The following is a 23,017-nucleotide window of genomic DNA, read 5'->3' on the forward strand; positions in this document are numbered from 1 at the left end:
TTGCTCGGCGCGCCGCAAACCCTCCCACCAGTTCCACAGGTTCAGGCGCTCCCCGTCACCTTAATCGGCCAGCATCGCTTCGAGCGCAGCCTGAACATGGAGTGCGGTGGTGTCGAACAGCGGAACCGCGCTGTCCTCCGGTCGCACGAGCAACATGATCTCGGTGCAGCCGAGGATGACAGCCTCGGCGCCCGCATCGACCAGGCGCGCGATGACGTCGCGGTAGGCCGCACGGGATTCCCCCAGAACCCGACCCGCGACGAGTTCTTCGTAGATGGTGCGGTGAACCATCGCTCGGTCGTCCGCCTCCGGTATGATCACCTCCAGCCCGTGACGCTTCGCCAGACGATCTCGATAAAAGGGCTGCTCCATCGTGAACGCTGTCCCGAGCAAGCCGACGCGCGACAGTCCCGCCGTCCGGATGCTCTCCGCCGCCGGATCGGCGATATGGAGCAGCGGTATCGCGACCGCTGCCTCTATTGCGGGAGCAGTACGGTGCATGCTGTTGGTGCAGAGCAGAAGAAGGTCGGCTCCGGCACGTTCGAGCCGCTGTGCCGCGTCGACCATCAGCGCCGACAAGCTGTCCCAGTCGCCTTCATGCTGCAGCCGCTCGATCTCCGCGAAATCGAACGACCAGAGGATGCAGCGGGCCGAGGCGGTGGCCCCCCGGCGTTCCCTTATCCCCTGGTTCAGCAGCCGATAATATTCGGCAGAGCTTTCCCAGCTCATCCCGCCGATCAGGCCAATCGTCTTCATCGCGGCCCTTTCTCAGTCGGCGGTCACGATCGGATAGCGCGCCCGGACGTCATCGAGCAGCCGCTCGATCTTGGCGTTCTGGCCCGCGCTGCCCGATGGGGCCAGGCTCCAGTTGCAATGGGGGTGGGTCTCGATGTCGTGGAGCCGCAATGCGCCGAGCGCGCTGCGCCAACGTCTGCGCTCGCCGCCATGCTGGCGCACGAGGGTGTCGAGAAGCAGATCCTGGAGCTGATAGGCCTTCATAGGGAGGCCTTCTGGCGCGTTTCGCGGCGCCATGCCAGAGGCCCGATAGTGCGGCATCGCCGGGAGAGGCCTTACCCCCTCCCCCGGACGATCCATTTCGCTCAGTCGATCGCGGCGGTCGCCTCGATCTCGATCAGGAAGTCCGGCAGGGCCAGCGCCTGGACGCCCAGAAAGGTGTTTGGCGGCGGGGTCACGTCGCCGAAGAAGGCGCCCACCTCGGGCAGCACCACGCCCAGCTTGTCGGGCGAGTGGTTGACCACATAGATGCGCAGACGGACGATATCGGCGATCGTACCGCCGGCCGCCTCGATCACCGTCTTGATGTTCGCCAGCGTCTGGCGCGTCTGCGCCGCAAGGTCATCGCCGCCGACGATATTGCAATCTTTGTCCCAGGCGACCTGCCCGGCCAAATGGACGGTCTTGCCGCTTGTCTGCACGGCCGCGTGCGAGAAGCCGTAAGCGAGCGAATTATACATCGAGTCCGGGTTGATACGGTTGTTCGCCATGCTGTGTCTCCCGCTCTGGCTTTAGTCGACGATTTCGAGGCTGTGACCGAAGGGATCGGTCATATAGACATTCTTCTTACCGGCCAGCGGCCCGTCTGTGATGTGGATGATCTCCATCGCGGTGCATCCATGGGCGGTTAGATAGGCGATCGCCTTGTCGACGTCGTCGACCTTGAGGCCGAGATGATGGCCGCCGCGATCGCAGTTGCGCGGCAGGTCCTGCCGGCGATCGTCCGGCTTGTCATATTGGACGAGCTGGAAGTTCATATTGTCGGTCAGCTTCATCATGACCAGCGTCAGCCGCGCGCCCGGCACATTGACATGCGTCGCCATCCAGTCGCGGCCCTGATCGTCGAGCGGGATATCCGCCGCGTCGAGCGGGCCGAGGCGGAACAGCTCCTCCGCGCCGATGACGTCGCGATAGAAGGCGACCGCCGCCTCCAGATCGGGAACTGTCCAGGAAATATGATCGACCGAGAGGAATTGCGGCTTTTCGGGCGTCGCGCTCATTGATGGTCTCCGGCTAGAATTGCACCGAATGTGTCGTGCGGAAGGCACGGCGGCAATCGTGGAATGGCGCTCCGATCGTTGCTCTAGTCGCAACGAAGCGGCGGCGCCGCAAGATCGGCGATCGTGATGGGTCGCGCCGGAAAACGTGCGGCGAAACCAGAGTCGTTCGCGTTGCCGATCAGGCGGAGCAGCGTCGGTTCGCAATTGCGGCCCTGGCATGCCCCCATGCCGCAGCGCGTCGACAGTTTGATGGCGTTCGCCGAACGTCCGTCGAGCAGCTGTTCGATCCGGCCGAGCGGCACATCCTCGCAGCGGCAGACGAGCGTATCCGGCTCCATGGCGGGAAAGAAGCGACGCGGATCGGCGATGCGGTCCAGCAGCGCCGCGAAGCGCAAGAGTTCCTCGCGGCGAGAGCGTGCGGCCGATGCGAGCCGATCGGCGCCCGCTTCATCGAGCAGCCGCATGTCGAGCGCGATTCCGGCGCCCGCGACCTCGCCCGCCGCCATCGCCGCCGGCGCACCGGCCACGCCGGTCGTCTCGCCGGCCACGAACAGGCCGGGCACGGTCGAGCGCATCCAGCGGTCATGCAGCGCGGCCCATCCGCCCGCCGGCCCCGCCTGGCGCATGCGCGCGCCGATCATGCGCGGCAGCGCCGACTGCGGCACGAAGCCGAAGCAGAGGCCGACCGCGTCGCACGACCATGTACGGCCCCCGGCCTCGACGCCTTCCACGCTGCGCTCACCGAGAATGCGTCCGATCGGCACGCCGTAACGGACCGGCACGCCATGACGACGCAGGGTCTGCATCGCGCCGGCCGCCGCCAGAAGATTGCCGAGATGAGCAGCGGCCGTCAGCGGCGCACCCGCCACCGCCTTGACCATCGAGAGTTGCTGCTGGGCGAACAGCACCGCCTCGACCGCGCCGCCGGCTTCCACGACCTGCGCGGCAATCACCATCTGCAGTGGATGGGTACCGGCGAACAAGAGCCGCTCTCCGGGAATCAGGCGTTGGCTCTTCAGGAACGCCTGCACCCCGCCGGCTGCGTAGACGCCGGGCAAGGTCCAGCCGGGCAGCGGCACCGCCAGGTCCTGGCACCCCGCCGCCACAAGCACGCGCGCTGCCTCGATCGTCTCGACGCCGCTTGCCGACGACAGCGTGACGGTGAAGCCGCCCTGCCCGCTCCGGGCCAGGCCAAGGACCGAGCGCCCGCCCCGCCAGTCGACCGCAGGCATATCCTCGAAACGGGCCAGCTGGCGGCGAAGATCGGCGTAGAGCCCGCCCTCCATCCAACCGGCAATCCGAAAGGCTTTGGGCGGCTGGCGCAATATCTGCCCGCCGGGACGCGGCTGCTCGTCGACCACGGTCGCGGCGACGCCCAGATCGGCAAGGGTAAGCGCCGCCGCCTGCCCCGCCGGCCCGCCGCCGACGATCAGGATATCGACTCGATCAGCCATCGGTCCGCACCTCCATGCCGTCCGACACCGGCGTCAGACAGGCACGCGCGCGCCGTCCCGACGGCAGCAGCGTGACCATGCATTCCGAACAGCTGCCCATGTTGCAGAACAGGCCCCGCTCCAGACCACGCGTGTCGCGACGAAACGCAGCAGCATGGTGCAGCATTGCCGTCGCCAGCATCTCGCCCTCGAAAGCCGCGAGGCTTTGGCCATTCACGGACAGGGTCACGGCGCGCCCTCGCTCGGTGTCGCGTTCGATCCGCATGCCTACCCCATGAAGCTGTTCAGATGCTCGAACCGCGCCGGCGAGACGAAGTCGAGTTCGGGCGCCGGGGTGCCACCGATCGCCTGCGCGACGAGCCGCGCAAAGGTCGGCCCCAGGGTGAAGGCCGAGCCTCCGCCTGCAATCCAGAAGCCCGGCAGGCGCGGCACTTCCCCCACGACCGGGAGCTGGTCCGCACTGACGGCGGTGACGCCGGTCCAGCTGCGGATCAGGTTGAGCCCGGCAACCGCCGGAACGGTATCGATCGCGGCGCGCAGATTGCCGGCGAGCGAGTCCCCGATCAGTTCGGGCCGCACGCCGGGATCGAAACCGCCATCGGCCGTGCGGGCGAGCCGCGAGGGCCAGCCACCGCCGATCAGGATATTACCCGCCCCGGTCTGCTTCATCGACAAGCGCCGGCCGACATGCTGGACCAGATGCGGCACCTCCAAGGTGCGGCTGCGCTCGGTCACGTTCATCAACAGCGCGACCGGATAGAGCGGTGCGTGGAGGTTCGCCATGGCGCAGATGTGCGGGGTCCACGCACCTGCAGCGACCAGCAGCTGGCCGGCGCGGATCGACAGATCGCCCGCGCCCGCTTCGAAACCGCCACCGACGCGCTGCAAGCGGTCGAGACGGGTCCGGCCGATCAGCCGCGCACCCGCGCGGCGGGCCGCCGCCGCATAAGCGGGTACGATCGCCCGCGAGTCCGCATGGCCTTCGTCGGCCGCATAACCAGCGGCCAGGATCGATGGGGACAGATAGGGCGCGATCCGCCGGGCCTCATCACCATCGAGCAGGCGCATGCGCAGCCCCTCGCGGATCTCGCGCTCGACCTTGCGCTCCAGCATCGTGACCTGTTCGGCGGTCTCGGCGACCATGAAGCCGCCGTCCATGACGACGTGGAGATCGGCATCCAGCGCCGCCTCCAGCCCGCGCCAGTCCTCGATCGCCATGCGGCTGAGCGCTATGGTCTGTTCGGCCTGTCGGGCGAGCGCATCACCCTGTTCGAGGAAGCGGCGTTCGATCTGGAAGTGGAGCGAGCCGGCATTCTGCCCCGACGCGCCCAGGCCAAAATCGGCGGCGTCGACGAGCGTGACGCTCGCTCCGGCAGCGGCGAGATGCCAGGCGGCGGCGCAGCCGACGAGGCCGCCCCCCACCACCAGGACATCGCACCGCTCCATCGGCTAGAGCCGCCCGGCGGCGACCAGGGTCTCCCGGATCGTGGCGATATGCTCGTCGGCGACATCGCGCAGCGGTCGACGGACGAAACCGCCAGGAAGGCCCTGCACGTTGAGCCCGGCCTTGAGCACGGCCGGCCCGGACCCGAAGCGGCCGACCAGTTCGCGGGTGTACCAATGGTCGAGGATCATGCGGTCCTTTACGCCGCAAGCGCGGGCCGCGTCTATCTCCCCTGCCCAAAGGTGATTGTAGAAGTCGGGGTGGACGCGGCCCAGGACCGCGCCGGCCCCCATGGTTCCGTCGCCGCCGCGCGCCTGCAGCAGCGCCAGGCCGTGCTCATCCATCGAATGGCCGAACACGCGAACCTTTTCGTTCAGCGCGAAGAAGGTGCCGACGAAGCTGCGCAGGTCGCTGGTCGACTGCTTGATCGCCACGACATTCTCGATGTCGGCCAGACGCTCGAGCAGTTCGACCGGCATGTCGATCGCGGTGCCCGGCGGCCAGTTATACACGCAGATCGGCAATGGGGTGCGCTTCGACACGTCGGTGTAAAAGTCGACGATCTCGTCGGCATTGGGTCGGAGGTACGGCGGCGGGGTCACCAGCACGCCCTCGAAATGATGCGCCGCGGCCGCTTCGGCGAAATCTACCACCTCGGGTGCGGTGAAAGCGCTGCAGCCGGCAATGAGCGGCAGGCGCTTGCCCAATTGGTCGCCAGCGGCTGCGAACAGCTGCTTGCGCTCGGCCGGGCTGAGGCTGGTCCACTCGCCGGTGGTGCCGGCGATGACGAGGCCGTGCATGCCTTCTGCCTCGAGCCACTCGAGCAGCCGGCCGAGGCCGGCCAGATCGAGCTGCCGATCGGCGTCGAAAGGTGTCGTGATCGCAGGGATATAGCCCCGCCAGTTGACGCGAGATCGCTTGCTCAAACCATGGCCCCCTTTGGCGCTCGTAACGGCATTGCCACGCCGTCCCTAGCTGTTGCGACGAAGCCGCGCTCGCAGCAATAGCAATGAATCCCCATGTTCGTTGCGTTGCGTGCAAAGTTTTCATTTGCGTTACACCCCGCTTTCCTGTTGCATCGCGGCACGAAAACGGAGCGGGATATGTGGGACAACGCTTTCCATTATTTCTATGAGGCCGCCACGCTCGGCTCTATGCGCCTGGCGAGCGAGAAGATCGGCGTCGCCGTATCCTCGATCAGCCGCCAGATCAGCCAGCTCGAAAGTGCCATGGGCGTCTCGCTGATCGAGCGCGGAAGGCGGTCGATCCGGCTGACCGATGCCGGGCGGCTGGTGTTCGATTTCCACCGCGAGCAGCTCGCCGATCGCGAAGGGCTGATGAACCGCCTGCAGGAATTGCGCGAGGTGAAGGCCGGGCACATCGTGCTGGCGATCGGCGAAGGGTTCATCGGCAATGCCTTCGCCAAGACGATCGACCAGTTCCAGCGCCGCAATCCGGGTATCGCGATCACCGTCCATAGCTGCGCGAGTTCGGAGATCGTCCGCATGGTGCTGGAGGACGAAGTCCATATCGGCATGATCCTGCATGAGCCCGACGAACCCAAGATCCGAACGCGCCTGTCGGTCAGCCAGCCGCTGACCGTCCTGTGCGCGCCGAACCACCCGGCAGCGGCCCTCAGCGCGATCACGCTCGAGGATCTCAGCCGCTTCGACCTGTGCCTGCCGCCCAAGGGCTTCCGTATCCGCTCGACCCTGCTGCATGCCGAGCGGCGCGCGCGGATCATGCTCGAACCGATGCTGGTCACGACCTCGATCCAGATGATGCGCGACGTCGCCAAGGCGGGGCGCGCGGTCACGGTGCTGCCGCGCATCTCCGCGCTGACCGAGCTTGCCGAAGGCAGCCTGGTCGCGCGGCCGCTGCTCGATCCCGAACTCGAGCATTCGTCGGTAAGCCTGATCCACCGGCTAGGCCGTCAGCTGGACGGCGCACCGGCGCGCCTCCTGTCGCAGTTGGAAAACAGCCTCAAGAACTGGGCGCCGGCGCAGGCGACGCCCTCGCTCGTCGAGGAGGATCTAGCGCCGGTCTCGTGACGGTATCGCCACCGAGACCAGCGCCGCCACCGCAGCATTGACGATCATCGCGACCAGGCCGGTGTCCCAATGCGGCAGCACATCGTTCCAGAAGGGCTGCATCTGCGGCAGCAGCGCGGCATAGCCGACGACGATGCCCGCCATGATGCCCACCGCGTTCGCCCGCTTCCAGATAAAGGCGAAATAGACGCCCGGTGCGAGCATGCCGATCGCGGCATAGGCCGACAGCCCGATCTCGACCAGCGAGCGTGACGCCCCCAAGGTGAGCCACACGGCGGTGCCCGCAAAGACCAGCATCGACAAGCGCGAGGCGAGCAGCGCGGCGCGGTCGGTGAGCGACGGCAGCATCGGCTTGAGGACGTTGCGACTGAACAGTGATCCTGCGGTCAGCAACAGCACCGATCCGGGCACGAGCGCCAGAAGACACGCCGTCCCCGCGAACAGGCCGACGGCCCAGGGCGGATAATGGCCGGCGACGAAGGTGATCAGGGCGGCGTTGCTGTCGCCGTCCGGCGGCTGGGTACCCGCCAACAGGGCGGCGAAGCCGAGCAGGATGATGAAGAAATAGGAGAGCGAATAGATCGGCTGCAGCACCGCGTTGCGCCGGATCGTCTTGCGGCTGCCGGCCGAGAAGCACAGCTGGAAGAGGTGCGGCAGGATCCAGTTGCCGATCGCCACGTTGAGCGCAGAGGTCATCAGCCAGACGCTGTCGAGCCCCGCTTCGGGCTTCAGACCAGGGAAACTGCCGGCTGCGGGAAAACTGTCCTGCACGCGGGTATAGATGTCCATGATCGACGACGCGCCGACCGCCGTGGCCGCGCCGCCGCACAGCACGACGACGACGACCAGCATCAGGACGTCCTTCACGCCCGCCGCGAAGGCGGCCGAGCGCAGACCAGCCAGAAAGACGAAGGCGACCATCACGACCGCCGCCATGATCGCGGCCAATGCGGGCGACACGTCCTGCCCCAGCGTCAGACGCAGGATCAGACCGAGCGCGGTGATCTGGATCTGCACATAGACGATCAGTGCGGCGATGCCGGCCAGACCGACGACGACGCCGAGCCACGTCGCCTTGTAGTGAGCGGCGAAAAAGTCCGCCTGCGTGACCAGATTGTCCTTGTGCCCCGCCGCCCAGATGCGCGGCATCAGCCAATAGCCGATCACCGCCGCCAGCGAGACCGAGGTCAGCGCCAGATAGGCGGGCGCGCCATAGGCCCAGGCGAAGCCCGAAATGCCAAGCACCGCAAAGGTCGTGTAGATCTCGCCGGCGTTGAGGAACCAGAAGATGAGGATGCCGAAGCGACGGCCGCCGACGGCCCATTCCGCCATCGTCTTCGCGCGCGCCTGCCGCCGGCTGTAGAGCACCGCGCCGATCACGGTCCCGAGCACGATCGCCAATGTGAGAGCAAGGATCATGCGTGGTGGTCCCCGCCCTGGAGCCCCTCGCCGTCAGCGCCATCCTCGTTCCCGTCGATGCGCTCGTCGAGGCGGAACACGATGGCGATGACGATCGTGGTGATGACGATGCCCACCATCTGCCACGCCATCGGGAAAGGCAGCGACAGCGGCCGCCACGCAACGTCGTTGACCAGCGGGACAGCCGCGATCTGCCAAAGAAAGGGTATCAGAAACAGCCAGCGGTGTCCGTAGCCTGCAGTAGTCATGCGCTTGTCTTTCCCCCGCCAGCGGCAATCCAGCCGTCGACCTTCGCTTCGAGCACGTCCATCGGCAGGCTGCCGGTTTCCAGCGCCTGCTGGTGATAGTCGCGGATATCGAAGCGGCTGCCAAGCTTGGCGGTCGCACGGTTGCGCAGCTCGCGGAACTTGAGTTCGCCGATCTTGTAAGCGCAGGCCTGGCCCGGATAGGCGATGTAACGGTCGATCTCGACTGCTACGTCGCGGGGCGCCATCGAGGTGTTGTCGAGCATATAGTCGATCGCCTTCTGACGGTCCCAACGCATGGCGTGGATACCGGTGTCGACCACCAGCCGCACCGCGCGCAGCATCTCCATGTCGAGATGGCCGAACAGCTGCATCGGATCGCCGAACATGCCGAGTTCCGGTCCGAGCGATTCAGCGTAGAGGCCCCAGCCCTCGCTATAGGCGGTCGACGAGCCGTAGCGGAGCAAAGGCGGCAAAGCCTCATTCTCGCGCGCCAGCGTGATCTGGAAATGGTGCCCGGGAATGCCCTCGTGCAGGGTCAGTGTCTCCAGCGTCGGGATCGGTCGCGTGTTGAGCATCGACATGTTGAAGAACAGGATGCCCGGGCTCTTCCCGTCGGGCGGGCCCGGCCGATAATAGCCGGTGCCGCGCTGGTCGCCGAGAGCGGGCAGCGGGGCCACCTTGAACGGGGCTTTCGGTCGGCCGTGAAACAGCTCCGGAATGCGCAGCCAGATACGGTCCTCGATCGCCTTGAACCGGCCGAGCAATTCGTCGGGCGTCTTGCAGTAGAATTTAGGATCGGTCCGAACATATTCGAAGAACGCCTTGAGATCGCCGGAGAAACCGACCTTCTCGCGGACCCGGTCCATCTCCGCGCGGATACGGGCGACTTCGGACAGGCCGAGCGCGTGAATCTCGTCCGGCGTTTTGCGCGTCGTGGTGTGGCGGGCCAGCTCCCACGCATAGAGGCGATCGCCGTCCTTCATCGCCCAGCGCCCCGGCTCCGCCGTCGCGACCGGCAGATAGGTCTCGCGCAGGAAGCTCTGCCACAGGCGGTAGCCCGGATAGACCTTTTCATCGATCGCCTTGCGATAGGCGGCAGTGAAGCGTGCCTTGTCGGCTGACGAAAAACCTGCCGGAATGCGATCGATCGCCGACCAGAAAGGGCTTTTCTCGACCGGTGTCGCCAGCAGGGCATCGACCTGCTTCAGCAGATTTTCGATGACGATCCGGGGCTGGCGATAGCCCGCGTCGAGGCCGCGCTTCGCCTGCACGACCGAATTGGAGAGATAGCCGGCAAAGCCGTCGAGCCGTTCGAGGCCCGCTTGATAATCCTGGACCGTCGCGAAAGGCGCGGGGCCGCCCGATACGAAGTCGGGAAACTCGACCTGCAGGCCGAAGGACGGGTTGAAGGGTGCCTTGCGCTGCACCTCGAACAGGCCCGTCTCGAAAAGTTCGAGCGTCTGCCGTGTCTTATAGGCGAAGACGTCATAGGCGATCTGGTCGACCGGCGAGAGCGCGGCCCGGTCGATCGTCTGCAGCTCGCGCAGCTCGGCGGTCTTGTTCGCCTTGAGCCTGGACGCATAGAAATCGCCGAGCGGATCGACGAAGAGCGGACCGCGAACCGCCTTCGCCTTGCGCGATTCCGAGATGGGATCGAGCAACGCCTCGGCCTCGTCGCTCTTCTCGAGCAGCGCGCGCAGCTTGCGCCCGGCGTCGCCAGTGCCGGCAGCCCAGGTCGGCACGGCTGCGGCCGCAGCCCCTGCGCCGAGCAGGGCGAGCATCGCGCGCCGCGAAGGCTGTATCGATTGGAAGACGGTCATCTTTATCCCCCCGTGCATGATGCGGTCGGAACCCTGCGCGCAGAATGCAAATCCGCGCCCCCACGGCAAGCAGCTCGCAACCCGGCCGGATGACGGAAATATGCCCGTTTTCCGTGACTTCCATGACATTGCAATGTCGATTTTGCGGATATCGCAACAAACTATCGCAGATTGATGCATTGTTTGCACGGTTCGTGCGCGCATGCTGCCGAAATGGGCCGGCGGGCCTGTTGCCGCCGCACGAACACAGGAACAGAGGGAGCCACAGCAATGACGCCACGCATGGGAGCGATCTGCCTTTTCGCCAGCCTGGGCCTCGCCACGCCTGCGATCGCCGAGATGGTGGCGTTGACGGGCGCCAATGTGGTGGACCTCGACGGCAAGGCCCCCGTCCAGAATGCCGTGGTGCTGATCGACGGGGAACGGATCAAGGCGATCGGCCCGGCCGCCACGACGCTGATTCCTGCCGGCACGCGCACCATCCCACTCGACGGAAAATGGCTGGTTCCCGGGCTGATGAACATGCACGTCCATCTCGCGCTCAACCTGCCGGGCGCCGCGCGGGTCTATGATGAGGGCAAGGATTCGATCGCGCTGCGGATGCTCGACAATGCGCAGAAGTCGCTGCGATCGGGCGTTACGACGATCCGTCTGACCGGCGCGCAGGACGGGGTCGATTTCACCGTCAAGAAGATGATCGACGGCGGCACCTTCGATGGTCCGCGCATCCACACCGCCGGCTCCTCGATAGTCGCGACGGGCGGACATGGTTCGACCGAGGTCAATGGCCCGGCCGAATTCTCCCGCGCGGTGCGCGAGCAGGTCAAGCGCGGAGCGACCTGGATCAAGCTCGGCATCTCGGGCGGCATTTCCGACACCCATGGCGAAATCGCGGCGTCGCCCTTCACCGACGACGAACTCAAGACCGCGATCGAGGTCGCGCATCGCAACGGCGTGAAGGTGACCGGACACAATGGCTCTCCTCTCGCGGCCGAGGCGGCGCTCGATGCGGGCATCGACGGCTTCGAACATGGCTATTTCCTCACCCCGCCCGTGCTCACCAAGATGAAGCTGAAGGGCGTTTGGCTCGTCCCCACGATCGTCGTCAGCCAGCAGGGGGCGAAGGAGTTCTATCGCAAGATCGGTTCGCCCGACTGGTATCTCGCCCGTGTGGATTCGGTCGGCAAGGCGCATTGGGAAACGCTGCGCAACGCCATCAGGATCGGAACGCCGATCGCGCTGGGCAGCGACCAATATCCGTGGGAGCCGAATGAGGGCACGACCGCCACGATCCGCGAGGCCGAACTCTATGTCGATGCGGGCATGACGCCGCTCCAGTCGCTGCGCGCCGCGACGATCGAGCCGGCGCGCATGCTGGGCGTCGACAAGGAGGTGGGGCTGCTCAAGCCGGGCTACCTCGCCGATATCGTCGCGGTGGACGGCGATCCGACCCGCGACATTCGCGCGCTGCGCACGATCAGTTTCGTGATGAAGGGCGGAAAGCCGATCGTCAGCGGACCTGCAAAGGATTGAAACACTCTAGTTTGCAAGATGCGCAACAAACGCGCCTATTCGGTGCCATTGCAACAACTTTGTAACTGACGGACAAACTCAACCAGCAGTTTGGTCAGGTACCGGCTGCAGATGGGGGAAATGGTGAAGACCAAGACGATCCTGACGTCCCTGACAGCCGCGCTGCTCGCAGCGGCCTCGCCGCTCGCGGCCGCCGCTCCGACCACCGACAAGCTGTCGCAAATGTTCACCTGGTGGAACCAGGCGTTCAGGACGCCGCGCGCCTACACGACTGACAACTTCGCACGCTATTTCACGGCCGATGCCACCCTCACGCTGAACGGCGAGACGGTGATCCACGGCCTCGACGACTGGGCCAAGCATTTCCAGGCAATCCAGGCGAGCGGAGCGCTGGTCGAGATCGTCGTGCCCTTCAAGGATGTGTTCGAGAAGGACGGGCGCATTTACACCTATCATGTCATTCGCTCGCGCCGGAACGGCAAGGTCGGCTGCATGCTCGCGGCCGGACATGCCGATCTGCGCGGGGACAAGATCGCCGCCATCACGCTGGTGCGCGTACCGGTCGACACGGCGAAGCAGCCGGTCGACCCACAATGCTGGACGAAATGAACTGAGCTTCAGCCGGGCGTGGGGCCCGGCGAGAGGGGATTTCTACCAAGGATCGGAGCACCGTAGATCAAAGATCGCGGGCTCATCAAAAAGGGGTAAGATGATGGACGCTTCTTTCTACTCGAAGATCAGTCGGCGCATGCGCGGCTGCACCGCGCTTGTGTCGGTTGCCGTCGCCATGGGTGCGGCTCCGGCCTATGCACAGTCCGCTGCGGACGCTGCCGCGTCCGAGGGTGAAATCATCGTGACGGCGCAGCGCCGCGCGGAATCGATTCAGAACGTTCCAATCGCTATCACCGCGGTCACGGCCGAGCAGCTGAAGGCCCAGAACGTGCAGGGCGTCGAAGACTTCTTCGCGATGACCCCGAACGTCTCCTTCCAGAGCAACGGCTCGCGCGATCGCAAGGACCTCTCGATCCGCGGCATTTCGAACCAGCTGAACCCCTATGCCGACGTTCGCCAGTCGAGCTATGCCTTCTACATCGACGATTTCAACGTCGTCGCCGGCACCAGCAACCCGCAGATCGTCGACCTCGAGCGTATCGAAGTGCTGCGCGGTCCGCAGGGCACCTATTTCGGCCGTAACGCAGTCGGCGGCGCCATCAACGTCACCACCAAGAAGCCGGTGGACCGTTGGGAAGGCGAAGTCGAAGTCGGCTATTCGAGCTTCGACACCAAGCGCGCCCAGGCCGTGATCAACGTGCCGATCTCGCCGGGCCTGTTCGCGATCCGCGCCGCCGGCCAGTATGAGAAGTCCGACGGCTACATCAAGAACATCAACCCGATTGGCGGCGGCAACGACAGCAAATTCTACACCGGCCGTATCCAGGGCCGCTTCACCCCCAGCGAGAACTTCACCTGGGATCTGATGTACAGCTATTCGAACGAGGCGACCGGCATGCGCAACGGCGTGCCGACCGGCTTCGTCACGCGCACCTGGGCATCGGTCTATTACGGCAAGGCCGCCGGGGTCATCGGCAATCCGGATGGCGTCGGCTTCTATCCGAACAATATCAACCGCGTGAACTTCAACCGCCCGCAGAAGGTCGGAACCAAGTACGACTATATCAGCTCGCGCGCGGTGTGGGACATGGGCCCCGTCTCGCTGACCAGCGTCCTCGGCCACCTCAAGTCGTCGCTGTTCAACTATGGCGACGTCGACGGCGGCAGCCCCGACTTCTTCTACGAAGACCTGAAGGTTACCCGCAAGTCGACCAGCGGCGAACTCCGCCTCGCCTCGAACGGCAAGCAGACGCTCGACTGGAGCATCGGCACCGTGGTCGGCAAGGATAGCGGCCTGAGCGACCAGTCGACCTTCCATGGTGCCAACAGCCCGCTCTGCCCGGCCTCGACCGGCGGACGCTGCAACGGCCTCGAGGTGACCGGCGCAGATGGCTACAGCACGTCGAAGTACTTCGCGCTGTTCGCTCAGGGCACCTGGAACATCTCCGACCAGTGGGCCGCAACCGCCGGCGTCCGCTATTCGAAGGAGAAGGTCACCAACGACTCGCAGACCCGCTCGAACACCATCCTGACCGGCGTCAACGACCGCTCGGCGAAGTTCGACGACGTCTCGCCCAAGTTCACGATCAGCTACAAGCCGCAGACCGACTGGATGATCTTCGCGACCGCGTCGCGCGGCTTCAAGTCGGGCGGAACGCAGACCGCGAACGCGGCTCAGCTGCGCAACGAGTTCGATCCGGAAACGCTGTGGAACTATGAACTTGGCACCAAGTTCGATCTGTTTGACAAGCGCGTCCGCGTCGACGTCACCGCCTTCTACATGGACTGGAAGGACATTCAGCAGACGATCCGCTTCCAGTTCATCGATCCGGTCACCGGCCTGCTCCGCGGCGTCAGCGGCATCGACAACGCCGCCGCAGCCGAAAGCTACGGCATCGAGGCGAGCTTCGACGCGAAGCTGACCGACTTCTGGAAGCTGAGCGGCCAAGTCGGCTACAACAAGTCGAAGTATAAGGACTGGAAGAACGCCCTGATCGACGGCATCGTGCTCGATGTCAGCGGCCAGCAGCTGACGAACGCTCCGGAATGGACGCTGGGCGCGCAGACCCAGTACAACCTTCCGATCACCGACGAGCTCGAATCCTTCGCGCGCGTCGAGTGGAACTATCGTTCGAACATGATCTCCAACCCTTATTATTATCTGTACAAGAATGTGGCGGGTGAGCCTTTCCTCAGCCCGAGCTACCACAATGTGAACGTCCGCCTCGGCGTCGAGACCGAGAAGTTCCGCGCCACCGTGTTCGTCGAGAACCTCTTCAAGGAGAAGTACTACGCGAACGCCTATGAAAAGGCCTTCTACAGCGGCGTTCAGGTCGAACCGTCCTTCCGCCAGTTCGGCGTGAATGTCGGCTACAAGTTCTGACAATGACGAAGGGGCGGCGGCCATCGGGTCGCCGCCCCTCTTCTTCTGACAAGGATCGAATTTCCTCGTGGGGGCGAGGATGTCTGGGCAGGGAGGAAGCCGATGCGGCACTGGCTGATGGTCTTGCTACTCGCCTGCCTTGCAGTTGGCGCCTCGCCCGCGAGCGCTATCACGACCGATGCCCAGGCCGCCTGCGCCAAACTCCCGACCGCAACCCTCGATCTTCCGGCGGAAATGCCGGCCCATATTCTCTCTTCGGAATTGATCGCCCCGAGCGGGTCGACGACCGAGCTCTGCCGCGTGCGCGGCTATGTGTCGCCGAACACCCATTTCCAGATCACCCTGCCCGCCTCGAGCTGGAACGGGAAATTCTTCTACGCGGGCTGCACCGGGTCCTGCGGCATGGCCGGCGAGTCCCTTTGGGCGCGCGAATGCGACTATCCGACCGCGCGCGGCTATGCCTGCATATTGTCCGACATGGGCCACAGGTCCGGCGCCGGAGACGGACTATGGGCCTGGCGCAACCTGGAGGCGAAGCTCGACTTCGCCTATCGCGCCACGCACCGGACCGCGCTGGCCGGCAAAGCGATCGTCAGCGCTTTCTATGCGCAGCCTGCCAAACGCTCCTATTTCATGGGCTGCTCGACCGGCGGCCGCCAGGGGCTCGTCTCGGCCCAGCGCTTCCCTGAGGATTTCGACGGAATTATCGCCGGCGCACCGGTGATCAGCGAGGCGGGAACCTCGATGAGCTTCGTCTGGACGCTGAACAGCCTCGCCCGCGCCGACGGCAGCCCGATCTTCGACGACCGCAGTCTGGCGACATTGCACCGGGGCGCCGTCGCGGCACTGGATGCCGCCGACGGTCGGAAGGATGGCGTCATCGGCAACCCGCTTGCAGCCTTCGATCCTGCGACGCTGGGTTGCAAGAGCAAGGCAGGCGATTGCCTCACCGCCGAGCAGGTCGAGGCCGCGCGAAAAGTCTATGCCGGCCCGGTGAACGCGAAAGGCCAGCCCGTCTATTTCGGCGGCGGCTTCCTGCCGGGATCGGAGATGGGCTGGCGCGCCTTCCTCTCGATCGGCGGGCCCGCCTCAGCCACCCGCTCAGGCACCGACACGACGCGCTACATCCAGTCGGATTTCGGTCCAGGCTGGGAAGCGAAAGCGTTCGACTTCGACCGCGACCCCGACCGGCTGCGTGAGTATGAGGTTCTCTACTCCGCGTCCAATCCGGACCTGCGCGCCTATCGCGGCCGCGGCGGCAAGCTGTTGATCTATCATGGATGGGCCGACGCCCGCGTCGCCCCGCTGAACAGCGTCGATTATTATCGCGCCGTCACCCGCACCATGGGCGGCCCCGCCTCCACCGAAGCCTTTGCCCGGCTCGTCATGGTGCCCGGCATGGAGCATTGCTGGGGTGGCGATGGCCGCTTCGCGATCGATTATATCGCGGCGATGGAGGACTGGGTGGAGCGCGACGTCGCGCCAGCCACATTGCGCGCCGCGCATCGGTCGCCCGCGACCACATCCGATGGCGCGACCTTCATCCAGAGCTTCCCCGCACCCGCCGGCAGCGAAAGCGCGGTGGAGATGCTTCCGACCTACAAGGTCCAATAAGATAATCCTGTTTTCCGTTTCCCGAGGAGTGTTCCCGTGTTGATCGATCGTCGCCGCTTCCTTCATGCCGCCGCCGGCACCACCGCCCTCAGCCTCGTCGGGCCGATGCAGGGCGTCTGGGCGGCCACCGGTTCGGGCGATGCGGCGCTTCAGGCGCTGCTCCAGCGCCACACCGAAGCCTTTCTGCGGCGCTCGCCCGAAGAGGCCACCGGCAATGATTATGACCAGGGCGCCAACGCCTATCTGCGCGCGCGGCTGGACGACCGCTCGCTCGCCGCACGCGAAAGCGACCGCGCCGCGGTGAAGCAGGGCCTGCGACAACTGCGCGCCATCTCCGCCGACACGCTCTCGCCGCGCTCGGCGCTGGACCGCGACGTCGCGCTCTATGTCTATGAGACGCTCGACGACATGCTCGGCCGCTATGGCTATATGGACATGAACCTGCGGCCGAGCCCCTATGTGGTGAGCCAGATGAACGGCGCCTATTACTGGCTGCCGGATTTCATCGGCGGGCGCCATCCGATCAAGGACGCGGCCGATGCCGACGCCTGGTACAGCCGTCTGGCGGCACTCGCCACCGCGCTGGATCAGGAGAGCGAACGCATCCGCCATGATGCCGCCATGGGTATCATCCCGCCGAGCTTCGTGATCGCCAAGACGATCAACCAGATCAAAGGCCTGCGCGACGGCAAACCGCTTGAATCCGCACTGCTCGCCCCCGCGCTGAAGAAGCTCGCTGCGCTCGGCCGCCAGGGCGACGCTGCCCGCGCCGAGAGCATCTTCCGCGACCGGATCGTCCCCGCGCTCGACCGGCAGATCGCCGCGTTCCAGGCGATCGCCCCCAAGGCTGTCGATACCGCCGGTGTCTGGCGCCTGCCCGATGGCGACGCTTATTATGCGGCGGCGGTCCGCTCCAACACCACCGCCGACATCGCGCCGGGCGACCTCCACAAGCTGGGTCTCGAACAGTGCCGCCAGCTGATCGAGCAGATCGACAGCCTGCTGAAGGCGCAGGGGATGTCGCAGGGATCGGTCGGCGCGCGCATCGGGGCACTCAACCAGGACGCCCGCTTCAAGGTCAGCGACGACGATGCCGGCCGCGAGAAGCTGCTCGCGCTCGCCAACGGCTATATCAAGGACATCACCGCGCGGCTGCCGCAGGCCTTCGGCATCTCGACGGTCGATCCGGTCATCGTCCGCCGCATCCCACCCGCGATCGAAGCCGGCGCGCCGGGCGCCTTCTATGGCGAGGGCGCTCCGGGCGAACCGGGCGTCTATTCGCTCAATCTCCAGCATCCGAGCGAACATGCGACCTGGCGCCTGCCCACGCTGACGCATCACGAAGCGGTGCCGGGCCATCATTTCCAATATAGCGTGCTCAATCATGCCCCGGCCCTGCCGCTGTTCCGCAAGGTCGTGCGCTTCTCCGCCTATACCGAAGGCTGGGCGCTCTATGCGCAGCAGGTCGCGGCGGAACTGGGCATCTTCGACAATGACCCCTTCGGCCGCATCGGCGAACTCCAGTCGCAGCTGTTCCGCGCGGCGCGGATCGTCGTCGACACCGGCATCCATCACGAGCGCTGGACGAAGGACCAGGCGGTCGCCTGGATGGTCGACAATGCCGGCGAACAGCCACTGGCGACCGAGCGTGAGGTGACGCGCTACGCGGTCTATCCGGGGCAGGCGTGCAGCTTCAAGGTCGGCGCCAACCGCATCGTTGCCGCCCGTGAAGCCGCCCGCGCGACAATGGGTGACCGCTTCGACGTGCGCGGCTTCCATGACCTCATCCTAACCTCCGGCCCGATGCCGATGGCGGTCCTCGAAAAGGCCGTCGCGCAGTGGGCTTCCGCCTGACACTCCATCCAGGACAATCGACGACATGAAGACCAAGACATTCCGAATTGCGGTCCTTGCCCTCCTCGCGGGGATCGCCATGCCGGCCACCGCCTATGCCGCAACCTCCGCCGAACCCGTCAAGGCGCAGGCGAGCAGCAAGACGATCGCCCTGACCGACGCCAATATCGTGTCGATCGACGGCGGCGCGCCGATCCGCAACGGCGTCCTGATCGTGCGTGACGGCAAGATCATCGCGACCGGCACCGCCGCTTCGGTGAAGATCCCCGAAGGCGCCGAGATCGTCTCCATGGGTGGCAAGTGGCTCGCCCCCGGCCTGATGAACATGCACGTCCATCTCGGCCTCAAGCTGCCGGGTGCCGAGGGTGCGGCGCTGGCGAACGAGACCGACCCGCAATTGGCGCTGCGCATGGCGGCCAATGCGCGCAAGTCCCTGCTCGCAGGCGTGACCACGCTCCGCCTCGTCGGCGAGGATCATGGCGTCGACTTCGCCGTCCGCCGCGCGATCGAGAAGGGCGAGATCATCGGCCCGCGCATCAAGACGGCGGGCGAGATCATCGTGCCGACCGGCGGCCATGGTTCGCTCGAGGCCGACGGCCCCTATGCGCTGGCGCACGCCGTGCGCGAGCAGATCAAGCAAGGCGCCGACTGGATCAAGATCGCCATTTCGGGCGGCATCGCCGACACCCATGGCAGCATCTCGGCCGCGCCGATGACCGACGAGGAGCTCAAGACCCTGATCGAGGTGGCGCACCGCAACGGCATCAAGGTCACCGCGCATAACGGCTCGGCCGAGGCCGCCAAGCAGTCGCTCGCCATGGGCATCAACTGCTTCGAGCATGGCTATCATCTGAGCGACGAGAATCTGAAGGAGATGAAGGCCAAGGGCGTCTGGCTCGTGCCCACCGCCGTCGTCACCCAGGAAGGCGCCAAGGAGTTCTACAAGAAGATCGGCTCGCCCGAATGGTATCTCGAGCGGGTGGATTCGACCGGCAAGGACCATTGGGCCATGCTCCAGAAGGCGATCCGCCTGGGCGTGAATATCGGCCTCGGCACCGACCAGTTTCCGTTCGAACCCAATGGCGGCACCACCGCAACGGTGGCCGAAGCCGAGCTTTACGTGAAGGCCGGCATGACCCCGCTGCAGGCCCTGCAGTCGGGCACTACCCAGACCGCTAAATTGCTCGGCATCGAGGACCAGGTCGGCCGGCTGGCTCCCGGCATGGCCGCCGACATCATCGCGGTCGACAGCGATCCGACCGCCGATATCTCCGCGCTGCGCACGATCAGCTTCGTGATGAAGAACGGCCGCATCTATCGCGACGACGCCCACGGCACGCTGGCCGACTGATCCGGAAAGCCGGATCCGCGACGGGAAGCGGGTCCGGCTCAGTCCTGCGGCGGGAAGGTCCGCAAATACCAGGCAAAGATCAGCCTGTTGCAGACCATGTCGCGCGCGCCGAGGCAGATGAAGGTCGTGTCGACCGACGGATAATGATGCGTCGCCACGTCCATGCCATAGGACGTGCCGCCATGGCCCCAACTCGGCGGCGTGTCGGGATTGACGACGAAGCCGAGGCCATACCAGGGCGTGGCACCTGCGGTCGTGGCGAGCTTGAGCATCGCCGGCCCCAGCAGCTTTCCCGCGCGCAAGGCGTCGAAGAAGCGCAACATGTCATTGGCGCTGGCGACCCCGCCGCCTGCCGATGCCCCCCGCCAGGGAAGGCTGTCGAGATTGGGGAGGAGTACCTTCTCCTCGCCGAAATAGGTCGTGTAGCCGACCGCGACCCCCTGCAAATGATCGCGGTCGGGAAAGCCGCTCACGGTCATTCCCGCCGGCGCGAATATCCGCCTCGCGACAAGATCCTGATAGGCCTCCCCCGTCACCTTCTCGATGATCGCACCGAGCAGGATGAAGCCATAGTTCGAATAGTCGTCCTTGCTGCCCGGCGGAAAGGCCGGTGCGCGATCCCCGTTCAGCCGGATCATATCGGCAATGGTGCGGACTTTAGCCCGATCGGCTCCTTCGCCGCGTTCCAATATGCCGATGTCGCCGGTCCCGCCCCGATGGGTCAGCAACTGGCGGATGGTCACCTTCGCCATCGCCGCATTGGGATAGTCGGTGAGGTAGCGGCCCAGCGGAGCGTCGAGCTCCACCTTGCCCTCCTCGACCAACTGGAGGATGGCGACAGCCGTGAACATCTTGCCCGCCGAGGCCAGAAACATCGGCGTGTCGAGGGTAACCGCGCGATTGTCGCTGCGATCGGCGATGCCCCAGCTCTGGGCCAGCAGCCTGTCCTTGCCGCGCTGGACGATGACGGCGCCAGCAAAGGCGTCGCGCGCGGTCAGCCTTTGCGCGATCGACGCGACCGCCTCGACGGCGCCCCTCCCCGGCAGCGGCAACGGACGCAAGTCCACGGTCTTCAGCTTGGCCGGATCGGCATCGGCTCGCTCCAGCTTCAGCCGCAACAGGCCGGGCAGGCATTTTTGCCGCAGCAACAGCGTCATGGCCTTGTCGGACCGTTCGACGACCTTATCGAGGCTGACGCCGCAGCTATCCTCTGCACTCTCGAGCGCGAACATCGGGTTGGGATCGTCGTTGCGCGCGGCATAGAAGGCCTTGATCCTCGCAGGGTCGCCCGCGTTGAAGGCGTCGCGCCATTCTTCAAGCAGGGCGTCCATCGATGGCGCCGCCTTGGCCGCCGGCTGCGCGAAGGCAGCCGCCGCCAGCGCGGCAAAACCGACGAACATCGTCCCCGAAAGCCCAGCCTTCACTCTTCGTCCCCTTTCAGCTGCCATCTTTGCGCCTTCATACCCGGCGCAAAGACCGGAACCCCGTCGATCGTCGCCACCCTGCCCTGCCCGGACCGCGCGAGACGCGACAGATCCGAAGCGGCGACACCGTCGGTTATCCAGAGCGTGTCGGCGGGCAGGCGCAGCGTCCGCAACTGCGCGGCCCGACGGCGCAGGAGGGCATTGAACGATCCGGCATCGTAGCGGGCCAGATAGATGACGTCCGTCTGCAAGCCGTAGCGCAGGGCCCAGGCATTGATGTCACGATAGAAGGGATAGCGGTTGCGCGGCACGATCATCCGCACCGAGCGGTAACGGCTGGCAGCCTCCCCCCAGAAGGGCGACGTCAACGCGGTCGGCCAGCGGTCGCCGTGCCGGGCAAAGGCGTCGGTCCGCCCCCACCAGCCAGCGCTGCCATCGACGATCTGCACCAGCGCCGCCCCCCAAAGGACGATCGTCGCCACCCTCGGCCGCGCCCCTCGGATGACGATCCAGCACAGGGCGACCATCAGCCAGTAGACCAGTGGCCAGGCGAAGCGTCCGCTGCTGCGGAACATGTGCCCGAGCGCTTCCAGCGGCGCTGGCCAGGGGACGTGGACCACGTGGGAGCCGAGGGCGACATAGGGGGTGATCGCAAGCAAGGCGAGCAACGCAAGCGCGAGACCGAGGCCGAGATGCGGCAGCCACCGCGGCCAGGCCGGCACATGGCGGGCGACGACCAGCGCCGCGACGAGCAGGGCAAGAACCCCCGCGCCGAGATAGGCGAAGCCCTCCACCTCTTCCGCCGTCGTCGCCTGGTCCGGCAACAGCCAGGACCAGCCGCGCGGATCGACGGGCGACAGCAGGTTGGCCTTGTAGATGCCGAAGCCCCATTCGACGCTCATCGCATGGGCTGAACCGTCTCCCGTCTGCGCCAACCAGAGCACGCCGGACAGCCAGGCCACCAACGCCATAAGTCCGACGCTCGCCGCTGCCTCGATCAAGCGACGCCGCAACGCCGGCCCGCTTGCACCGACGATCCCGCGCCAGAGATCGCCTCCCCAGATCGCCGCGACCATCGCCAGAAGATAGGGGTGGATGAGGATCGAGAGCGTCAGCAGCCCGCCCCAGCCCCAGGCCCTCCCCCGCCATTGCGGCGATAGATAAAGCCAGATCGCCGCGAGGATCAGCCATTGGCCGCACAGCGTCAGATGGAAGATGGCCGGCGTGACCGCCCGGGCAAGGAAGCAGGGCGTGAAGAGGAAAAGCAGCACCATCGCCAGCCGCTGCCCGGGATCGGCGCCGATCCTGACGGCGATCGCCCGCGCGAACAGGGCCTGCAGTATGAAGCAGGCGAGCAGCCACCAGCCGAAATATTGGAAAGGCTCTGGCAGCATCGGGCCCAGCAGCTTGAACGGCATCGCCAGCAACGGATTGGCGTCCGCCATCATCACGCTGCCGGCTATGTCCATTCCATAGGCGGGATTGGCGGCGATCGGCCAGCCCCACGGGGAGGCACGATAGAAGGCCCAGCCGAGATAGTTGGTCGCCGCATCATGATCGGCGAGCCAGGCGATATTCGTCGGATCGAGCGGGGCCGGTCCGAAAATCAGCAGGAAGGCAAGCACAGCGAACAGCAGGACGATGGAGGCATCGGAGCGCCAGACCATGAGTTTCACGCCGGTCTCCTAGCGATCAGGAAAAACGCATGGCGAGGCGGACGCCGATGCGCCAATGTTCGCACACAGCGTCCAACAAGGATGAAAAGGGCCCGATGGCATATAGGATCGTACCGCAA

General features: G+C 65.8%; 20 protein-coding genes. 7 read left to right on the top strand and 13 right to left on the bottom strand.

From position 1 onward, the window contains the following. Window positions 1-60: 60 nt before the first annotated feature. The 8 genes from G6P88_RS03810 to G6P88_RS03845 form a co-directional block, all read right to left on the bottom strand. A complete protein-coding gene (locus tag G6P88_RS03810) occupies window positions 61-756 on the bottom strand; it encodes an aspartate/glutamate racemase family protein (protein WP_165321911.1) in 696 nt (231 codons plus the stop codon). A gap of 12 nt (window positions 757-768) precedes the next feature. Next, window positions 769-999 (bottom strand): hypothetical protein, encoded by a 231-nt coding sequence (locus G6P88_RS03815; RefSeq protein WP_165321912.1) that lies wholly within the window; start codon window positions 997-999, stop codon window positions 769-771. Window positions 1,000-1,100: 101 nt separating this feature from the next. Further along, window positions 1,101-1,505 carry a RidA family protein gene (locus tag G6P88_RS03820; RefSeq protein WP_165321913.1) on the bottom strand — a complete coding sequence of 135 codons (405 nt, stop codon included), beginning with the start codon at window positions 1,503-1,505 and terminating at the stop codon, window positions 1,101-1,103. Between the two features lie 21 nt (window positions 1,506-1,526). Beyond that, complete coding sequence (locus G6P88_RS03825) at window positions 1,527-2,015, bottom strand: VOC family protein (RefSeq protein WP_165321914.1); 489 nt, start codon at window positions 2,013-2,015, stop codon at window positions 1,527-1,529. Between the two features lie 83 nt (window positions 2,016-2,098). Next, on the bottom strand, window positions 2,099-3,469 hold the full coding sequence (locus G6P88_RS03830) for an FAD/NAD(P)-dependent oxidoreductase (RefSeq protein ID WP_165321915.1): 1,371 nt from the start codon (window positions 3,467-3,469) through the stop codon (window positions 2,099-2,101). Further along, complete coding sequence (locus tag G6P88_RS03835; RefSeq protein ID WP_165321916.1) at window positions 3,462-3,734, bottom strand: (2Fe-2S)-binding protein; 273 nt, start codon at window positions 3,732-3,734, stop codon at window positions 3,462-3,464. Before G6P88_RS03835 ends, G6P88_RS03830 begins: the two co-directional genes overlap by 8 nt. A gap of 2 nt (window positions 3,735-3,736) precedes the next feature. Further along, the gene (locus G6P88_RS03840) at window positions 3,737-4,915 is read right to left on the bottom strand and encodes an NAD(P)/FAD-dependent oxidoreductase (protein ID WP_165321917.1); all 1,179 of its coding nucleotides are present in this window, start codon (window positions 4,913-4,915) and stop codon (window positions 3,737-3,739) included. Between the two features lie 3 nt (window positions 4,916-4,918). Beyond that, complete coding sequence (locus G6P88_RS03845) at window positions 4,919-5,839, bottom strand: dihydrodipicolinate synthase family protein (RefSeq protein WP_165321918.1); 921 nt, start codon at window positions 5,837-5,839, stop codon at window positions 4,919-4,921. Window positions 5,840-6,016: 177 nt separating this feature from the next. Between G6P88_RS03845 and G6P88_RS03850 the strand changes: the two genes are divergently transcribed. Further along, the gene (locus tag G6P88_RS03850; protein ID WP_165321919.1) at window positions 6,017-6,964 is read left to right on the top strand and encodes a LysR family transcriptional regulator; all 948 of its coding nucleotides are present in this window, start codon (window positions 6,017-6,019) and stop codon (window positions 6,962-6,964) included. On the opposite strand, the gene G6P88_RS03855 is transcribed toward G6P88_RS03850, so the two are convergent. Genes G6P88_RS03855 through G6P88_RS03865 form a run of 3 tightly spaced genes read right to left on the bottom strand, consistent with a single transcriptional unit; the run spans window position 6,947 to window position 10,451 of the window. Then, on the bottom strand, window positions 6,947-8,383 hold the full coding sequence (locus G6P88_RS03855; protein WP_165321920.1) for a sodium:solute symporter family protein: 1,437 nt from the start codon (window positions 8,381-8,383) through the stop codon (window positions 6,947-6,949). The genes G6P88_RS03850 and G6P88_RS03855 overlap by 18 nt on opposite strands. Beyond that, on the bottom strand, window positions 8,380-8,631 hold the full coding sequence (locus G6P88_RS03860) for a DUF3311 domain-containing protein (protein ID WP_165321921.1): 252 nt from the start codon (window positions 8,629-8,631) through the stop codon (window positions 8,380-8,382). The genes G6P88_RS03855 and G6P88_RS03860 overlap by 4 nt, the downstream gene beginning before the upstream one ends. Next, window positions 8,628-10,451 (bottom strand): DUF885 domain-containing protein, encoded by a 1,824-nt coding sequence (locus G6P88_RS03865; protein WP_226946712.1) that lies wholly within the window; start codon window positions 10,449-10,451, stop codon window positions 8,628-8,630. Before G6P88_RS03865 ends, G6P88_RS03860 begins: the two co-directional genes overlap by 4 nt. Window positions 10,452-10,721: 270 nt before the next feature. Between G6P88_RS03865 and G6P88_RS03870 the strand changes: the two genes are divergently transcribed. From G6P88_RS03870 to G6P88_RS03895, 6 genes are all read left to right on the top strand, one after another. Beyond that, on the top strand, window positions 10,722-11,984 hold the full coding sequence (locus tag G6P88_RS03870; RefSeq protein ID WP_165321922.1) for an amidohydrolase family protein: 1,263 nt from the start codon (window positions 10,722-10,724) through the stop codon (window positions 11,982-11,984). A gap of 120 nt (window positions 11,985-12,104) precedes the next feature. Next, on the top strand, window positions 12,105-12,593 hold the full coding sequence (locus G6P88_RS03875; RefSeq protein ID WP_226946713.1) for a hypothetical protein: 489 nt from the start codon (window positions 12,105-12,107) through the stop codon (window positions 12,591-12,593). A 100-nt stretch (window positions 12,594-12,693) separates the two neighbouring features. Next, a complete protein-coding gene (locus G6P88_RS03880) occupies window positions 12,694-14,979 on the top strand; it encodes a TonB-dependent receptor (RefSeq protein ID WP_165321923.1) in 2,286 nt (761 codons plus the stop codon). Between the two features lie 102 nt (window positions 14,980-15,081). After that, on the top strand, window positions 15,082-16,593 hold the full coding sequence (locus G6P88_RS03885; RefSeq protein WP_165321924.1) for a tannase/feruloyl esterase family alpha/beta hydrolase: 1,512 nt from the start codon (window positions 15,082-15,084) through the stop codon (window positions 16,591-16,593). A gap of 36 nt (window positions 16,594-16,629) precedes the next feature. Beyond that, on the top strand, window positions 16,630-18,447 hold the full coding sequence (locus tag G6P88_RS03890) for a DUF885 domain-containing protein (RefSeq protein WP_226946714.1): 1,818 nt from the start codon (window positions 16,630-16,632) through the stop codon (window positions 18,445-18,447). Window positions 18,448-18,472: 25 nt separating this feature from the next. Next, window positions 18,473-19,798 (top strand): amidohydrolase family protein, encoded by a 1,326-nt coding sequence (locus G6P88_RS03895; protein ID WP_165321925.1) that lies wholly within the window; start codon window positions 18,473-18,475, stop codon window positions 19,796-19,798. Between the two features lie 38 nt (window positions 19,799-19,836). Here G6P88_RS03895 and G6P88_RS03900 read toward each other — a convergent pair whose 3' ends face one another. Both G6P88_RS03900 and G6P88_RS03905 read right to left on the bottom strand, forming a co-directional pair. Further along, window positions 19,837-21,222 carry a serine hydrolase domain-containing protein gene (locus G6P88_RS03900; RefSeq protein WP_165321926.1) on the bottom strand — a complete coding sequence of 462 codons (1,386 nt, stop codon included), beginning with the start codon at window positions 21,220-21,222 and terminating at the stop codon, window positions 19,837-19,839. Further along, entirely contained in the window at window positions 21,219-22,889 is a 1,671-nt protein-coding gene (locus G6P88_RS03905; RefSeq protein WP_226946812.1) for a DUF6311 domain-containing protein, read from the bottom strand. The genes G6P88_RS03900 and G6P88_RS03905 overlap by 4 nt, the downstream gene beginning before the upstream one ends. Window positions 22,890-23,017: the final 128 nt, after the last annotated feature.

The sequence above is a fragment of the Rhizorhabdus phycosphaerae genome, from assembly GCF_011044255.1.
GTDB classification, from domain to species: Bacteria; Pseudomonadota; Alphaproteobacteria; order Sphingomonadales; family Sphingomonadaceae; genus Rhizorhabdus; species Rhizorhabdus phycosphaerae.

What these genes read in the sequence shown, in the direction of transcription:
- G6P88_RS03870 (WP_165321922.1), top strand. Translation starts at nt 10,722, where the DNA reads ATGACGCCACGCATGGGAGCGATCTGCCTTTTCGCCAGCCTGGGCCTC.
- G6P88_RS03810 (WP_165321911.1), bottom strand. Translation starts at nt 756, where the DNA reads ATGAAGACGATTGGCCTGATCGGCGGGATGAGCTGGGAAAGCTCTGCC.
- G6P88_RS03905 (WP_226946812.1), bottom strand. Translation starts at nt 22,889, where the DNA reads ATGGTCTGGCGCTCCGATGCCTCCATCGTCCTGCTGTTCGCTGTGCTT.
- G6P88_RS03855 (WP_165321920.1), bottom strand. Translation starts at nt 8,383, where the DNA reads ATGATCCTTGCTCTCACATTGGCGATCGTGCTCGGGACCGTGATCGGC.
- G6P88_RS03850 (WP_165321919.1), top strand. Translation starts at nt 6,017, where the DNA reads ATGTGGGACAACGCTTTCCATTATTTCTATGAGGCCGCCACGCTCGGC.
- G6P88_RS03895 (WP_165321925.1), top strand. Translation starts at nt 18,473, where the DNA reads ATGAAGACCAAGACATTCCGAATTGCGGTCCTTGCCCTCCTCGCGGGG.
- G6P88_RS03840 (WP_165321917.1), bottom strand. Translation starts at nt 4,915, where the DNA reads ATGGAGCGGTGCGATGTCCTGGTGGTGGGGGGCGGCCTCGTCGGCTGC.
- G6P88_RS03865 (WP_226946712.1), bottom strand. Translation starts at nt 10,451, where the DNA reads ATGACCGTCTTCCAATCGATACAGCCTTCGCGGCGCGCGATGCTCGCC.
- G6P88_RS03885 (WP_165321924.1), top strand. Translation starts at nt 15,082, where the DNA reads ATGCGGCACTGGCTGATGGTCTTGCTACTCGCCTGCCTTGCAGTTGGC.
- G6P88_RS03875 (WP_226946713.1), top strand. Translation starts at nt 12,105, where the DNA reads ATGGTGAAGACCAAGACGATCCTGACGTCCCTGACAGCCGCGCTGCTC.
- G6P88_RS03815 (WP_165321912.1), bottom strand. Translation starts at nt 999, where the DNA reads ATGAAGGCCTATCAGCTCCAGGATCTGCTTCTCGACACCCTCGTGCGC.
- G6P88_RS03860 (WP_165321921.1), bottom strand. Translation starts at nt 8,631, where the DNA reads ATGACTACTGCAGGCTACGGACACCGCTGGCTGTTTCTGATACCCTTT.
- G6P88_RS03880 (WP_165321923.1), top strand. Translation starts at nt 12,694, where the DNA reads ATGATGGACGCTTCTTTCTACTCGAAGATCAGTCGGCGCATGCGCGGC.
- G6P88_RS03820 (WP_165321913.1), bottom strand. Translation starts at nt 1,505, where the DNA reads ATGGCGAACAACCGTATCAACCCGGACTCGATGTATAATTCGCTCGCT.
- G6P88_RS03825 (WP_165321914.1), bottom strand. Translation starts at nt 2,015, where the DNA reads ATGAGCGCGACGCCCGAAAAGCCGCAATTCCTCTCGGTCGATCATATT.
- G6P88_RS03830 (WP_165321915.1), bottom strand. Translation starts at nt 3,469, where the DNA reads ATGGCTGATCGAGTCGATATCCTGATCGTCGGCGGCGGGCCGGCGGGG.
- G6P88_RS03835 (WP_165321916.1), bottom strand. Translation starts at nt 3,734, where the DNA reads ATGCGGATCGAACGCGACACCGAGCGAGGGCGCGCCGTGACCCTGTCC.